Here is a 13,667-nt window from a genome sequence, read left to right on the forward strand (position 1 = left end):
TGATGCCTTTGTAAAAATCGCCGATGGATTTGTGCATTATTCATCATGATTTCGGCCATTGCCAGCATCCCTGGTGCATAACGCAGAGAAAACAGCAGCTTAGTGAAATAACGCCTTGTAAAATGTTAGCGCCATCATAATGATTTGTGCATTTTCACACAATGCGTTGGAATGTGATGCTGTTTATAAAAACAGCCCCTGTTATCTCCGCATTTGTGATCGATTGTTCAAATCGGAAGCAATTTACTGGCGTAATGATTGCGCCACCATTAAAAATGTTAGCGCAATCATTTTATAGCTATCAGGAGAGAACAAGATGTCACTAAGTGCGAATTCCGATGCCGTAACCTATGCCAAAACGGCCAACGCAAAAACAGCGGCTGAAACAGGCGACCGTATTGAGTGGGTAAAACTGTCTCTGGCCTTTCTGCCGCTGGCAACGCCAGTCAGCGATGCTAAAGTGCTCACCGGTCGCCAGAAACCGTTAACTGAAGTCGCCATTATCATCGCTGAGATCCGTAGCCGTGACGGATTTGAAGGGGTGGGATTTAGCTACTCGAAGCGCGCAGGCGGTCAGGGTATTTATGCGCATGCCAAAGAGATCGCCGATAATCTGCTTGGCGAAGATCCGAACGATATAGACAAGATCTACACCAAATTGCTGTGGGCCGGCGCTTCCGTTGGCCGCAGCGGGATGGCGGTCCAGGCCATCTCCCCTCTCGACATCGCCCTGTGGGATATGAAGGCCAAGCGCGCGGGCCTGCCGATGGCAAAACTGCTGGGCGCACATCGCGACTCCGTTCAGTGCTATAACACCTCCGGAGGATTCCTGCATACGCCGCTGGATCAGGTGTTGAAAAACGTGGTTATCTCCCGCGAAAACGGCATTGGCGGCATCAAGCTGAAAGTCGGTCAGCCAAACTGCGCCGAAGATATTCGTCGCTTAACCGCGGTGCGTGAAGCGCTGGGCGATGACTTCCCGCTGATGGTTGACGCCAATCAGCAGTGGGATCGGGAAACCGCCATTCGCATGGGCCGCAAAATGGAACAGTTCAATCTGATCTGGATTGAAGAGCCGCTGGATGCCTATGACATTGAAGGCCACGCTCAACTGGCTGCTGCGCTTGATACACCGATTGCCACCGGCGAAATGCTGACCAGTTTCCGCGAGCACGAGCAGTTGATCCTCGGCAACGCCAGTGATTTTGTGCAGCCCGACGCCCCACGTGTGGGCGGTATTTCTCCATTCCTTAAAATTATGGACCTGGCGGCAAAACACGGGCGCAAGCTGGCTCCACACTTTGCCATGGAAGTGCACCTGCATCTGTCCGCCGCTTACCCACTTGAACCGTGGCTGGAGCATTTTGAATGGCTGAACCCGTTATTCAATGAACAACTGGAACTGCGCGATGGTCGGATGTGGGTTTCAGATCGCCATGGTCTGGGATTCAGTATTAGCGAACAGGCACGCCGCTGGACGCAGTTAAGCTGTGAATTTGGCACGCGCCCTTAACGTATCTGGCGGGGAATAATACCCGCCCTCTTTCCCTACAGAAACGCTCTCAAACCTAATAACAGGAGTGGGTGATGAACACAATAATAAAGCGCACTAAAGTGCGTTACAGTATTTTGATATTTCTGTTTCTGGCCACCGTATTTAATTATGCCGATCGTGCAACGTTATCCGTTGTCGCACCGATTATGAGTAAAGAGTTGGGTTTTGACCCTGAAGCAATGGGGCTGGCCTTTTCTGCATTTGGTATTTCATACGTCATTATGCAATTGCCAGGCGGCTGGTTACTGGACCGCTACGGCTCTCGCCTGGTGTACGGCTGCGCGCTGATCGGCTGGTCGCTGGTGACCATGTTTCAGGGCACCATTTATCTGTACGCCAGTCCGCTGATCGTATTGATTATCTTACGTCTGATGATGGGCGCTATCGAAGCCCCCGCCTTCCCCGCCAACAGTCGCCTGAGTGTACAGTGGTTTCCTAATAACGAGCGCGGGTTTGTCACCTCGGTTTATCAGGCAGCGCAATATATCTCGCTAGGCATTATTACGCCGCTGATGACCCTCATATTGCATAATTTGAGCTGGCATTTTGTCTTTTATTATATCGGGGCAATTGGCGTTATTCTGGGTATATTCTGGCTGGTTAAGATCAGAGATCCGATGCATCACCCGAAAGTTAACCAGCAGGAACTTGATTACATTCGTAATGGCGGTGGCGAACCATCGTTGGGAAATAAGAAAGAACCACAAAAAATCACCTTTGCGCAGATTAAAAGCGTTTGCGTCAACAGGATGATGATCGGTGTTTATATCGGGCAGTTCTGTGTCACATCCATTACCTGGTTCTTCCTGACCTGGTTTCCGACTTATCTGTACCAGGCTAAGGGAATGTCGATTCTCAAGGTCGGGTTTGTCGCCAGTATTCCTGCGATTGCCGGTTTTATCGGTGGATTGTTAGGTGGCGTATTCTCTGACTGGTTATTGAAACGCGGCTACAGCCTGACGGTTGCCCGCAAGCTGCCGGTCATCTGCGGGATGCTGCTTTCCTGCGTGATTGTTATCGCCAACTACACCTCTTCAGAATTTGTGGTGATTGCCGCCATGAGCCTGGCATTTTTCGCCAAAGGTTTTGGCAATCTGGGCTGGTGCGTACTCAGCGATACCTCACCAAAAGAAGTGTTGGGCATTGCCGGAGGCGTGTTCAATATGTGCGGCAACATGGCCAGTATTATCACCCCACTGGTTATCGGCGTCATCCTTGCCAATACCCAGTCGTTTGATTACGCCATTTTATACGTCGGCTCGATGGGGCTGATTGGGCTGTGTTCGTATCTGTTTGTCGTCGGACCGTTGGATCGTATTACCCTGACGCCGTCCGTCGCGTGATTTAACCGTATGGCGATATTTCGCCCGCTGTTCCGGGACTTGCACTCCTGCGGAACAGCGTTTTTTTACGGCTACGATTTGCTCAGCGCTCGCTGCATCGAGCTTAGCCATTTTCCCGCGGCACATAGCGTGCCCCGGTTCACAGCACCTTCGACAAAAACTGCTGCGTGCGCGGATGACGCGGATGATTCAGTACCTGCTCGCTGCTGCCCTGCTCGACGATTTTACCATCGACCATAAACACTACCTGATCCGCCACCTCCCGGGCAAAACCAATCTCGTGCGTCACCACCACTAACGTGGTACCGGACTTTGCCAGGGCTTTAATGACATCCAGCACTTCGCCCACCAGTTCAGGATCAAGCGCGGATGTCGGTTCATCAAACAGCATCACACGCGGGTTCAACGCCAGCGCGCGAGCGATGGCGATACGCTGCTGCTGCCCGCCAGATAAATGGCGTGACCAGGCATCGGCTTTATGCCGCAAACCTACCGCATCCAGCAGGGTTAATGCCCGCTCGGTAGCGGATTTCCGTGACGCGAGTCCGTGAGACACTGGCGCTTCAATCAGGTTCTCCAGTACCGTTAAGTGTGGGAAGAGATTAAAGTTCTGAAACACATAACCCACGTTAATGCGCTGGCGCAGAATATCCGCCTCTTTCAGTTCATACAGCTTGTCTCCCTGTCGGCGATAACCTATATAGTCGCCGTCGATCTGAATGAAGCCTTCATCGACGCGCTCCAGATGGTTGATGGCCCGCAGTAACGTGGATTTTCCCGAACCCGATGGCCCGAGAATAACCGTTACCGTACCAGGCGGGATCTCCAGCGACACGTCATCCAGCGCTTTATGGCGGCCGAAGGACTTGCTGACGCCAGTAATGGAAATATGGCCTTCAGGCGAGTGGGACATGGACGGCCTCCTGAGGCGTAAGTTGACGGCGACCTTTAACTGCGCGGCTGACGCGGGTGGTATTGATGGCCGAGCGCCGTTCGCTGCGGGCCAGCGCGCGTTCAACCAGATGTTGAATCAGCGACAGAACGCTGGTGATCGCCAGATACCACACCGCCCCAACCATCAGCAACGGGATCACCTCCTGGGTACGGTTGTAGATCATCTGGATGGTGTAAAACAGCTCCGGCATCGCCAGCACGTAAACCATCGCCGTGCCTTTCGCCAGGCTAATAATCTCATTGAAGCCGGCAGGCAAAATGGTGCGCAGCGCCTGCGGCAGGATAATGCGCAGCGTGCGTCGCCAGGCTGGTAAACCCAGCGCTGCCGCGGCCTCATACTGACCGTGATCGACACCGAGAAATCCGCCACGAATAATCTCGGCGGTATAGGCGCTTTGCACCAGCGTCAAACCCACTACCGAGGTAGAAAACTGACCCAGTACATTGATGGTCGCGAAGCTGCCCCACTGAACGTGGGTGAAAGGAATGCCAATCGTCAGCGTGTCGTACAGATACGAGAAGTTGTATAAGATTATCAGCACCACGATCAGCGGCAGCGAGCGAAACAGCCAGATGTATCCCCAGGCCAGGCTATTCAGCAGCCACGATGATGAGAGACGTGCCAGTGCCAGCAATCCACCGAACACCACGCTCAACAGTGTGCCGATAAGGGTCAGCAGCAGCGTTTGCCCCAGACCGGACAAAATCACCGGGTCGAAGAACCAGCGGGCAAACACGCCCCACTCCCAACGCGGATTAAACGCCACCGACTGGATAATCACCGCCAGCACAAACAGCGCGACTATCGCACCTGCCGTGCGCATCGGATAGCGTGCCGGGACGACTTTGATGGTTTCCGTCGTTTTCATTTTTTCTCCTCAGGCAATTTTTGCCTGACCTGCGATGGTCAACAGTTTGGTAAAGCGCAGCCGACCGTCAAACGGCGGCAGGCTGTACTCTTCCGGGTTACGTGCAATATCAAATTGTGGATCGTACCCCTGACGCAAATAGAGCTGAACGGCCTCCGGTTGGCGAAACCCTGTCGTCAGGTAGATACGGCTGTAGCCCGCCAGTAGCGCCCGTCGTTCCAGTTCCTGTACCACGCGCGCCGCCAGCCCCTGCTTACGCAGGGTGCTTTGGGTCCAGATACGTTTAATCTCAGCCGTGTCTTTGTCGTAAGGTTTGTAGGCCCCGGTGGCGATAATCTCGCCGTCGCGCTCCAGCACCACAAAGATCCCCTGCGGCGCCAGATACCATTCAGTCAATTCAACTTCAGCATCACGGGAAAAATAATCGCCATAGCGCGCGGCATATTCGGCAAACAGACCGTTCAGAATCGGCTGCAGTTCTGCCGCCTCCGGCGAGACCACGCGGAATTGATCGCTCACGTTGCCTCCTCAGTCGCCTAAACCGGCCGGGTTGATTTCTGATTGTGGAATGCGTTCCACCCCCTCTCCCCAGCGATTCAAGACTTTGTCGTAGTCACCGTTGGCGATCACACCGTTAAGTGCGGTTTGCACCGGCTGCACCAACCCGCTGTCTTTTTTCAGCGTTACGGCGATATGCGCGGCCTTTGGCCAGCCACCGTCGACGCTACCCACGAGTTGCGTTTTTCCATTGAGCGCTGCTTTCCACGCGCCGATAACGTTAGGGCCAAAATAGGCATCGGCGCGGCCTGACTGTAGCGCCAGCGTCTGGGCGGCATCATCCTTGGTATAGACTGGCGTAAACGCCGGTAACCCTTTCTTCAGGTTCTCTTCATTCCATGCCAGAAGAATGGCTTCCTGGTTGGTCCCGGAGCCGACAATAATGCGCAGCCCGGCGATATCTTTTGCCTGTTCAATTTTGGTCAACTTACTGCCGGTTTTGACGTAAAAACCGAGTGAATCTTTACGATACGTGGCGAAGTCGAACTTCTCTTTGCGTGCTTTGGTGACGGTAATATTGCTGATCGCAGCATCATATTTGCCAGAAACCACGCCCAACGGCCAGTCTTCCCACGACGTTGGCACCACGTTCAGCTCCAGCCCCAGACTGTCGGCCACCAGACGGGCGATATCCGCCTCGCTGCCGATCAGCGTTTTATTGTCATCTGCAAACACCGTCAGCGGCGGCTGGCTCAGTCCGGCAATCGCCACCGTGAATTTACCCGGTACGGCCAGCTGCAGCCTGGCGGGCAACTGCGCGATCGCCTGCGCGTTTTTCACCGTGTTAATCGGCGTTTTATTGGCCTCCAGGCTTACGCCCGTGCCGTTGATGGTGACATCGTTTGCCCAGACGGAAGCGCTGAAAGCCAGGGACAGCGCCAAAAGTAATGATTTTTTCTGCATCGTGTTTGTCTCTTATTGTGTGAATTGATTGGCAGGTGTCGCTAAGCCAAGGCTGGCACGCAAAGTCGTACCGGGGTAGTCAAGACGGAACAGACCGCGCGCCTGAAGTAACGGGATCACCTGTTCAACAAAGCGTGGGAAGGTGTCCGGCGTGCCGCCCTGAATGATAAATCCGTCGGCGGCTCTCTCATCGAACCACTGCTGCAGGCCGTCAGCCACCTGTTCCGGCGTACCGCTAAAGCGGGGGCGTGGGCTGGCCGCTTCCAGCGCAGCCTGGCGCAGGGTTAACCCGCGATCACGTGCATTACGCTTGATTTCATCGGTAGTGCTGCGAAAACTGTTTTGCCCGAGATCGCCGAGCTCCGGGAACGGCGCATCAAGGGAATATTGCGCGAAATCGTGATGTTCAAAATAGCGGCCGAGGTAATTCAGCGCGTCGTTAATGGAAACCAGCGCTGCGGTGGTTTGATATTGCTGTTCAGCATCCTGCTCGCTGTCACCCACAATGACGCTGACGCCCTGGAAAATATGCAGGTCATCGTCACCCCGCCCCGCTATTTCCAACTGGCTTTTCACATCCTGATAAAAAACTTTGGCCTCTGCCAGTGATTCCTGATGGGTGAAAATGGCGTCAGCGTGTGTTGCTGCTAATTTCTTGCCATCCTCAGAGGCGCCAGCCTGAAATATAATCGGCCGTCCTTGTGGTGTACGGGCAATATTTAAAGGGCCGGCAACCTGGAAATAATCGCCATGATGATTGAGCGTATGCAGTTTCTGCGGATTAAAGAACTCGCCGCTGGTTTTATTGCGGGTAAACGCATCCTCTTCCCACGAATCCCACAACCCTTTGACCACCTGCAAATATTCATCGGCAATACGATAGCGCTGAGCATGTTCCGGATGCTGTACGCGAGAATAGTTCTTTGCTGACCCCTCCAGGGGCGATGTCACCACATTCCATCCGGCGCGCCCCTGGCTGAGATGATCGAGGCTGGCAAACTGCCGCGCGGTGGTAAACGGCTCGCTGTATGACGTTGAAACCGTACCCACCAGTCCCAGATTGTTGGTGATGCTCGCCAGTGCCGACAATACCGTTAGCGGTTCAAAGCGATTTAAAAAATGCGGGATGGATTTCTCATTGATATACAAACCATCGGCAACAAAAATAAAATCCAGCTTACCTTTCTCGGCAATTAATGCGGTGTCTTTGACAAACTCAAAATTAATACTGGCATCGGCAAGTGCTGCCGGATGACGCCATGCTGACATATTCCCGGAGGCACCATGCAGAATAGTACCCAACCGTAGTTGCCTTTTTTTAGCCATAGTAACCCCTACCCAACAGGTGAAATTAAAGGTGTGTGAATGCCGTTTTTGCTAAATGCGTAAAGTACTGCGCGGCGGGTTCAATTAATCGTTCGTCCGGATTAAATCCCGGATGGTGTAATCCGTATTCGCTGGCGCTGCCAATACTGACAAATGCCCCGGGCGTATTTTGCAGATAGACGGCAAAATCCTCCCCCCCCATATGCAGATCGGCATAGTGAGTCGTGTACCCGGACGTTTTTGCGACCTCAGTGGCAATCTCTGCCCAGCGCGAGTCGTTGACCAACGCCGTGGGACCTGCGTGCCAGATAACATCAATTTGTACGCCAAAGGCGTGGGCAAATCCGGCAGCGATGTCATTCACCCGTGATTTGACCTGCTGCTGAACGACTGTGCGATGGGTTCTGAGCGTCCCTTCCAGCTCAACGGATTCTGGCAGCACGTTCCACGTGTTGCCGCCCTGAATACGGGTCACGCTCAGCACCACCGAATCCAGCGTGTTAACCTCCCGGCTGGCCACGCCTTGCAACACCGTCACCAGTTGGCTGGCAAGCAGAATGGCGTCTTTGCCTTCATGTGGACGTGCGGCATGTGCGCCTTTGCCATGGACACGCAGCACGACGCGATCGACGTTGGCATAAAATGCGCCACCACGCGTGGCAAACTCACCCACCGGTAACCCAGGCTCGTTGTGCATACCGAAAATCGCCGCTACGTTTTGTAGCGCCCCGGCGCGGATTAACGCTTTCGCGCCACCAAAGTTTTCTTCCGCGGGTTGAAACAGAATGCGAACCCGCCCCGGCAATGCGCTTTCTTGCTGTTTCAACAACAGCGCCGCACCGAGCATGACGCTGGTATGCACGTCGTGTCCGCAGGCGTGCATGACGCCCGGCGTAACGGAGCGAAACGCCACATCGGCGTTCTCTTCTATCGGCAAGGCGTCGATATCAGCCCGCAGGGCGACAATATCGTCTCCTCGCCCAACCTCAGCCACCAGACCGGTGCTCAGTTCAAAGGGCAAAATGTTGACGTCGGCAGCACGCAACCAGTCGCGAATACGTGCTGTAGTCGCCACCTCCTGTAAGGACAACTCCGGGTGCTGGTGCAGTTCACGGCGCCAGCCGATAAGCGTCGAGGCCAATGACATCAGATGACCTCCACAGCGGAATGGGCCTGCGCCAACAAATGCAGCGATGTCAGACGCGCATGACCTTCTGCTAGCGGGGTATCGATAATAAATTCATCAATGCCGTACTGCGCGTGCAGGCTGTTCAGCTTTGCGGCCACATCTTCGGCCGTTCCGTGCAACAATACCTGCGCTCGACGGGCAATTTTTCGGGGCACGCTGCCCGCCTGTGCGGCGAATGCCAACGCCTGCTCTTCACTGGCCACCGTCACGCGTTGACCATCTTCCAGCTCAACGCCCCATATTTGTACGTTCTCCGCCAATTGCGCGGCAGTCTCCGGATTGTTCGCCACAATCACCTGCACGGCGACAATCGTCGGGCGCACACTGTTGGCTTGCCAGTAAGTCAGAACATCGCCTAGCAGCGCCGGATCACCGTTCAGGTGCGCGGCAAAGATAAAATTCCAGTCAGACTCTGCCGCCAACTGTGCGCTTGGCACGCTGGCCCCCAACACGAATCTTTGCGGCGGAGAGGGAGGGATCGGCGTCGGAAATACCGCGTGCCCGGTTTCCGTCCCGGTCAATGCCAGCCAGGCGTCGAGCTGCGAAAGCTGCTCGGCAAAGCTGCCTTTTTCACGCTGATGCAGCCCCTGCTGGAGCGCCTGCGTTGACAGCGGTAAACCGCCAGGGGCTTTCCCCACGCCGAGATCAACGCGCCCTGGGGCCAGTGATGCCAATAAATTGAAGTTTTCCGCTACTTTATACGGGCTGTAATGTTGCAGCATAACGCCACCAGAGCCAACGCGGATACGTTGTGTTTGGCCAAGGATCCAGGCGATCACCAGCTCCGGTGACGGACTGGCTAGCTGCGGCGTATTGTGATGCTCCGCTATCCAAAAGCGGTGGTATCCCCACGCCTCTGCCTGCTGTGCCAGCTGTAGCGTACGGGCAAGCGCAATGGCGGCAGTTTCGGTTTCCCCTACGGGGCTTTTATCGAGAATACTCAGGCGATATGACATGTTACAGGCTCACGATTGTTAACATGTCGTCATTATTAAATTATCAAACAACCATTCAGAAACATTTAATTCACATTTACTCAGCTAAAAAATCGCTAACCAACCTTACTTCTACTACGGGTAAGGTCTCTCCTGGGCAGGTATAAGAAGCAGAAAAAACATACCCTACAAAATATAATAGGGTTACTGTTTATGCCAGAAACCCAACAATATCATTTTGCGATAGTTTTATTTTTGCGCACTATATTTATGCTGAATTTAATTTAAGTCAGCTGAAGTATCTCTTTAGGTTATACACTTGTATTTATTGTTTCATATTTATGACCATTAACAAACTGCATACAACAAAAATTTTATTTGAAATACTTTCGTCAGGCTAATGATTAGTAGAGAATGCAGCGTTTCTTATTAAAAATGGTTTAAAACAGCTTTTTAATATCCCCTGGTATTATTCCGGGGATTTTTGTATGACTTGAACATACCACCAGGGATCGCTATGAAAAGTAACATGCCCGTTACACAAGTTGAGCACACACTTAACGCGAAAGCGACGCTGCTGTCGACGACGGATAAAGAAAGCCACATTACCTATGCCAACACGGCTTTTATTGAAGCCAGCGGCTTTAATGAAAGCCAGCTCATGGGCGAACCCCACAATATTATCCGTCATCCCGATATGCCCCCTGCAGCCTTCGCCGACATGTGGCACACGCTCCAGCAGGGTGACAGCTGGACCGGGATGGTGAAAAATCGCCGGGAAAATGGTGACCATTACTGGGTTCGCGCCAACGTCACCCCCGTCTGGCACCGTGAAAAATTAACCGGCTACATCTCTGTGCGTACCGTTCCATCACGGGAAGAAATAGCCCAGAGTGAGCAGCTGTATGAAAAAATAAATAGCCAGCAATTTAAAGGTTTCCGACTTTTTAAAGGCATTGTTATTCGCCGTGGCATACTGGCATGGACATCTGCGTTTAAATGGTTAAGCATAAGTCAGCGAGTCAACTATGCTTTAGGGGTAGTAGCCCTGCTCTGCGTATTATTAACACTCGCACCGGTGAATTCATTTATTCAGGCTGGCGGAATGATCGTGCTATTTCTGCTATTTGGTATTTACCTTAAGTGCCAAATTTGTCAGCCAGTTAATACGCTACTCAGCCAAATGAAAAAAGTTGTCTCCGGCCGTAAACCCGATAACTGTCATTTAAATCGCGTAGATGAAATCGGGATGCTGATGCGACTGGTTAATCAATCCGGGCTGAATCTAAATTCTCTGGTGGATGATGTCAGTACCCAAATCGCCGGGATCCGCGAAATCAGTCAACGGGTATCAAAAGAAGGCGTTGCACTGCATACACGTTCCGAAGAAACCTCCGCTGACCTGCAGCAAACCGCCGCCGCCATTGAAGAAATTGGCAGCGCGGTGCAACAAACCGCCGATACTGCCGCACAAACGATGACCATGGCCGATAAAACCAGCGTCAACGCGACGGAAGGCGGCGATATCATGAAACAGACCATCGGCATGATGCAGGCTATCTCGCGTGATAACAGTCAGATCGTCGACATCATCGGTGTTATCGACAGTATCGCCTTTCAGACCAATATTCTGGCGCTGAATGCTGCCGTCGAGGCCGCACGCGCCGGGGAGTCCGGTCGTGGTTTTGCCGTTGTGGCGGCGGAAGTACGCAACCTGGCGCAGCACTCCGCCTCAGCCGCCAAAGAGATCAAGCAGCTAATTGAAAAGAACGTCGCGAACGTCAACTCCGGCGTAAGAATGGTGGAGCAGACGGAAACGCATCTCACGGGCATGATCGGTGACGTATTGCAGATGTCGATGATGATTAAAGACATCAGCCTCGCGACGCGGGAACAAACCCAGGCGCTGGATCTGATCAATGACTCAATTTCACGCGTCGGCACCATGACCCACACTAACGCCGAGATGGTGGAACGTGTCACTGATGCCACCGCCGATTTAACTCAGCGTTCCTCACGACTGCAGCAGGCCGTTCAGGTCTTTGGCGTATCGGCATAATGCAGGCTTTGCGTCACTGATTAATTGACTGTAGGATGCTCGGCCGACAGTTTTCCCCTCTAACACAATGAAGGGTAACGCTGTTTTCGCCGCTGCATGGGCGGCAAAAAGGATTTTGTTAATTTGTCAGGCCAACAGGAAACGCAATGAACACACACAACACGCAAGCCGCAGAACAACATGCGGCGAAACGACGCTGGCTGAATGCTCACGAAGAGGGGTATCACAAAGCGATGGGCAACCGACAGGTACAGATGATCGCCATCGGCGGCGCGATTGGTACCGGGTTGTTTTTAGGGGCCGGGGCACGTTTACAAATGGCTGGACCCGCTTTAGCGCTGGTGTATCTGGTATGCGGTATTTTTTCATTCTTTATTCTTCGTGCGCTCGGAGAACTGGTTCTGCACCGCCCTTCCAGCGGCAGTTTTGTCTCCTACGCCCGTGAGTTCCTGGGAGAGAAAGCGGCCTACGTGGCTGGCTGGATGTACTTCATCAACTGGGCGATGACCGGGATCGTCGATATCACCGCCGTCGCGCTGTACATGCACTACTGGGGGGCGTTTGGCGATGTGCCACAGTGGGTATTTGCCCTTGGTGCATTGGCGATTGTTGGTACCATGAACATGATTGGCGTGAAATGGTTCGCCGAGATGGAGTTCTGGTTTGCGCTGGTCAAAGTGTTGGCAATCGTCATTTTTCTGGTGGTTGGTACCGTCTTTTTAGGTACCGGACAACCGCTGGACGGTAACACCACCGGGTTTCATCTGATCACCGATAACGGTGGCTTCTTCCCGCACGGTCTGTTACCCGCGCTGGTGCTGGTACAAGGTGTGGTCTTTGCTTTTGCCTCTATTGAACTGGTGGGTACGGCCGCCGGAGAATGCAAAGATCCGCAAACCATGGTGCCAAAAGCGATCAATAGCGTGATTTGGCGCATTGGTCTGTTCTACGTCGGCTCCGTCGTACTGCTGGTGCTGCTGCTGCCATGGAACGCCTATCAAGCGGGCCAAAGTCCGTTTGTGACCTTCTTCTCGAAACTCGGCGTGCCGTATATCGGTAGTATCATGAACATTGTGGTGCTGACTGCCGCCCTTTCCAGCCTCAACTCGGGGTTGTATTGCACCGGGCGAATTTTACGTTCGATGTCGATGGGCGGTTCAGCCCCCAAATTTATGGCGAAAATGAGCCGTCAGCAGGTCCCCTGGGCTGGGATCCTCGCCACACTGGTGGTGTATGTGGTCGGCGTTTTCCTCAACTATCTGGTGCCTTCGCAGGTGTTTGAGATCGTGCTGAACTTCGCGTCGTTAGGGATTATTGCGTCGTGGGGATTTATCGTGGTGTGCCAGATGCGTTTGCGTCAGGCCATTAAAGACGGCAAAGCGGCAGACGTCAGCTTCAAGCTACCGGGCGCGCCGTTTACCTCGTGGTTAACGCTGCTGTTCCTGCTAAGCGTGCTGGTGCTGATGGCCTTTGATTATCCGAACGGCACCTACACCATCGCGTCGTTACCGTTGATTGCTATTCTGCTGGTTGCCGGATGGTTTGGCGTGCGTAAACGCGTGGCGGAAATCCAGCGCACCGCACCGTAATCGCATTCAGGCCTGACAGCGTATCCCCGTCAGGCCTGCTTTCTTAGTTGGCTTCGATTAACTGCGCAACATCATTGCTGTTAATTTCCCGCGCGTTGCCATCCTGATCGGTATAGCTGGTCATCCCGGTGTCTTTATCCAACTGCGGTTTGCCCTGGGTGACGATAGTTTGCCCACTTTTCGTGGTCATGACGTAATCCGTTGAACAACCTGCCAGAGTAAACAGCATTACGCCTGCGCAAAGGCAGATAAATGGCTTTTTCATGATATTCCTGTGTTATGTAATGAGCCGATAAGGACCTAGTGTAAGTCCCTGATGTTTATCAGGCCAGCGATGGGGTGTAACGAGGCGTATCGTGGGGTATGGATAAATGACAGGAGGGGTTT

The 13,667-nt window shown here is 53.3% G+C and carries 10 protein-coding genes and 1 pseudogene; 4 read left to right on the forward strand and 7 right to left on the reverse strand.

Annotation, left to right across the window (positions count from 1 at the left end; genetic code table 11):
- Positions 1–316: 316 nt before the first annotated feature.
- Entirely contained in the window at positions 317–1,513 is a 1,197-nt protein-coding gene (locus FDW98_RS12910) for an L-talarate/galactarate dehydratase (protein WP_096757009.1), read from the forward strand.
- Positions 1,514–1,587: 74 nt separating this feature from the next.
- Positions 1,588–2,898 (forward strand): MFS transporter, encoded by a 1,311-nt coding sequence (locus tag FDW98_RS12915; RefSeq protein WP_096757008.1) that lies wholly within the window; start codon positions 1,588–1,590, stop codon positions 2,896–2,898.
- A gap of 139 nt (positions 2,899–3,037) precedes the next feature.
- Here FDW98_RS12915 and FDW98_RS12920 read toward each other — a convergent pair whose 3' ends face one another.
- From FDW98_RS12920 to FDW98_RS12950, 6 genes and pseudogenes are all read right to left on the reverse strand, one after another.
- Positions 3,038–3,811 carry an amino acid ABC transporter ATP-binding protein gene (locus FDW98_RS12920; RefSeq protein ID WP_096757007.1) on the reverse strand — a complete coding sequence of 258 codons (774 nt, stop codon included), beginning with the start codon at positions 3,809–3,811 and terminating at the stop codon, positions 3,038–3,040.
- On the reverse strand, positions 3,795–4,721 hold the full coding sequence (locus FDW98_RS12925) for an amino acid ABC transporter permease (protein ID WP_137398861.1): 927 nt from the start codon (positions 4,719–4,721) through the stop codon (positions 3,795–3,797). Before FDW98_RS12925 ends, FDW98_RS12920 begins: the two co-directional genes overlap by 17 nt.
- A 9-nt stretch (positions 4,722–4,730) precedes the next feature.
- Positions 4,731–5,240 carry a GNAT family N-acetyltransferase gene (locus FDW98_RS12930; RefSeq protein WP_096757005.1) on the reverse strand — a complete coding sequence of 170 codons (510 nt, stop codon included), beginning with the start codon at positions 5,238–5,240 and terminating at the stop codon, positions 4,731–4,733.
- A 9-nt stretch (positions 5,241–5,249) separates the two neighbouring features.
- Positions 5,250–7,508 (reverse strand): annotated as a pseudogene (locus tag FDW98_RS23415) (NtaA/DmoA family FMN-dependent monooxygenase).
- A gap of 25 nt (positions 7,509–7,533) precedes the next feature.
- Positions 7,534–8,655, reverse strand: a complete 1,122-nt coding sequence (locus FDW98_RS12945; RefSeq protein WP_096757002.1) for an amidohydrolase — start codon at positions 8,653–8,655, stop codon at positions 7,534–7,536.
- A complete protein-coding gene (locus FDW98_RS12950) occupies positions 8,655–9,653 on the reverse strand; it encodes an MsnO8 family LLM class oxidoreductase (protein WP_096757001.1) in 999 nt (332 codons plus the stop codon). The genes FDW98_RS12945 and FDW98_RS12950 overlap by 1 nt, the downstream gene beginning before the upstream one ends.
- 496 nt (positions 9,654–10,149) lie before the next feature.
- Here FDW98_RS12950 and FDW98_RS12955 point away from each other — a divergent pair, with 496 nt between their 5' ends.
- Entirely contained in the window at positions 10,150–11,691 is a 1,542-nt protein-coding gene (locus FDW98_RS12955; protein ID WP_096757000.1) for a PAS domain-containing methyl-accepting chemotaxis protein, read from the forward strand.
- Positions 11,692–11,837: 146 nt separating this feature from the next.
- Positions 11,838–13,280 (forward strand): L-asparagine permease, encoded by a 1,443-nt coding sequence (gene ansP, locus FDW98_RS12960; protein WP_096756999.1) that lies wholly within the window; start codon positions 11,838–11,840, stop codon positions 13,278–13,280.
- 43 nt (positions 13,281–13,323) lie between these two features.
- Here ansP and FDW98_RS12965 read toward each other — a convergent pair whose 3' ends face one another.
- Positions 13,324–13,545 (reverse strand): YgdI/YgdR family lipoprotein, encoded by a 222-nt coding sequence (locus FDW98_RS12965; protein ID WP_096756998.1) that lies wholly within the window; start codon positions 13,543–13,545, stop codon positions 13,324–13,326.
- Between the last annotated feature and the right edge of the window lie 122 nt (positions 13,546–13,667).

The sequence above is a fragment of the Citrobacter sp. wls711 genome, from assembly GCF_005281055.1.
Lineage (GTDB): Bacteria > Pseudomonadota > Gammaproteobacteria > Enterobacterales > Enterobacteriaceae > Citrobacter > Citrobacter gillenii.

What these genes read in the sequence shown, in the direction of transcription:
- FDW98_RS12910 (WP_096757009.1), top strand. Translation starts at nt 317, where the DNA reads ATGTCACTAAGTGCGAATTCCGATGCCGTAACCTATGCCAAAACGGCC.
- FDW98_RS12915 (WP_096757008.1), top strand. Translation starts at nt 1,588, where the DNA reads ATGAACACAATAATAAAGCGCACTAAAGTGCGTTACAGTATTTTGATA.
- FDW98_RS12920 (WP_096757007.1), bottom strand. Translation starts at nt 3,811, where the DNA reads ATGTCCCACTCGCCTGAAGGCCATATTTCCATTACTGGCGTCAGCAAG.
- FDW98_RS12925 (WP_137398861.1), bottom strand. Translation starts at nt 4,721, where the DNA reads ATGAAAACGACGGAAACCATCAAAGTCGTCCCGGCACGCTATCCGATG.
- FDW98_RS12945 (WP_096757002.1), bottom strand. Translation starts at nt 8,655, where the DNA reads ATGTCATTGGCCTCGACGCTTATCGGCTGGCGCCGTGAACTGCACCAG.
- FDW98_RS12950 (WP_096757001.1), bottom strand. Translation starts at nt 9,653, where the DNA reads ATGTCATATCGCCTGAGTATTCTCGATAAAAGCCCCGTAGGGGAAACC.
- FDW98_RS12955 (WP_096757000.1), top strand. Translation starts at nt 10,150, where the DNA reads ATGAAAAGTAACATGCCCGTTACACAAGTTGAGCACACACTTAACGCG.
- ansP (WP_096756999.1), top strand. Translation starts at nt 11,838, where the DNA reads ATGAACACACACAACACGCAAGCCGCAGAACAACATGCGGCGAAACGA.
- FDW98_RS12965 (WP_096756998.1), bottom strand. Translation starts at nt 13,545, where the DNA reads ATGAAAAAGCCATTTATCTGCCTTTGCGCAGGCGTAATGCTGTTTACT.